The 1,256-nt window shown below is 62.3% G+C and carries 1 protein-coding gene and 1 pseudogene; both read left to right on the top strand.

Features of this window, described 5'->3' with window-relative positions:
* Window positions 1–373: pseudogene (locus tag DXT59_RS01230) on the top strand (IS21 family transposase); the annotation flags it as partial.
* Between the two features lie 14 nt (window positions 374–387).
* Window positions 388–1,158 carry an IS21-like element helper ATPase IstB gene (gene istB / locus DXT59_RS01225; RefSeq protein WP_116134848.1) on the top strand — a complete coding sequence of 257 codons (771 nt, stop codon included), beginning with the start codon at window positions 388–390 and terminating at the stop codon, window positions 1,156–1,158.
* Window positions 1,159–1,256 lie beyond the last annotated feature (98 nt).

Here is a 1,256-nt window from a genome sequence, read left to right as displayed (position 1 = left end):
CCACCTGCCGCCCGAGGCTCGCGCGTTTCTCGCTCACGATCGCCAGTGGTGTCTCGAACAGGCAACGCGCGTGGGACCGGCTTGTGCCGAACTCATCGAGCTGCTACTGGCCGACCATATCCTCGAACGCTTGCGCGCGGCGCAGGGCGTCATGCGGTTGCAGAAGCCGTACGGCGCCTCGCGCCTAGAAGCGGCCTGCGCTCGGGCGCTGGCACACGCCAGTCCCTTCTATCGGACCGTCAAGACCATCCTCGTGGGCGGCTTCGACCAGCATCCACTTGCCGCTCCGAATGAGCACGTCCACGCCCCCGGCGCACGTTTCGCCCGCGACGCACAGTCTCTGTTTGCTCCCGACGCCGACGTGCGTCCTTAACCCAGGAGATGGCCATGCAACCCATGCCAGCCTTGACCCCGCATCTGAAGCAATTGCGTCTGTCCGGCATCCTCGACTCGCTCGAGGCGCGCAATCGTCAAGCGATCGATGCGAAGCTCTCTTACGTCGACTTCCTTGCGCTGCTGATTGAAGACGAAGTCGCCCGGCGCGAACAGAAGAAGTTTGCGCTGCGCATGCGACGCGCCGCCTTCCGCACCAGCAAAACACTGGAGCAGTTCGACTTCGATCGGTTGCCGCAATTGAACCGTGCACTCGTGCACGATCTGGCCGGCGGTCGTTACCTCGGCGAACATGCGCCGGTGCTCATCGTCGGGCCTTGCGGTACCGGCAAGAGCCACTTGGCGCAGGCCCTCGGCCACTGCGCCGTACGTCAAGGCGTCGACGTGTTGTTCACCACCTGCACCCAGCTCACCACGAGCTTGAATGCAGCACGTGCCACCGGCGCCTACGAGCGCCGACTTGCCAGCTTAATGCGCGTCGAATTGCTGATCATCGATGACTTCGGGCTCAAGCCGCTGCGTCCGCCCGCCGACGAGGATCTGCATGAACTGATCGCCGAACGTTACGAGGCTGCGTCCACCATCGTCACGAGCAACCTCGATCTGACCGAATGGGATCAAGCGTTTCCGGCCAATCGATTGCTCGCCTCTGCCACGCTCGACCGATTGCGTCACAACGCTTACTGCCTGGTGCTCGACGGTCACTCCTACCGAAGCCCGAGGCACCTTCCGGAGCATCACTTGAACCTTGCAAACGCCACCTAAACGGCCCATTCTTGAACCGCAAAGATGCTCGTTTCTACCCACTTCTACTGGCGCCTATATGCCGGAAATACCCGGCTCCTTTATGCCGGAAGGTGACA

This window comes from Trinickia diaoshuihuensis, assembly GCF_003390925.1.
Taxonomy (GTDB): Bacteria; Pseudomonadota; Gammaproteobacteria; order Burkholderiales; family Burkholderiaceae; genus Trinickia; species Trinickia diaoshuihuensis.
Note: the sequence above shows the minus strand (reverse complement) of the source record. Positions and strands in the feature narration are given on the sequence as shown.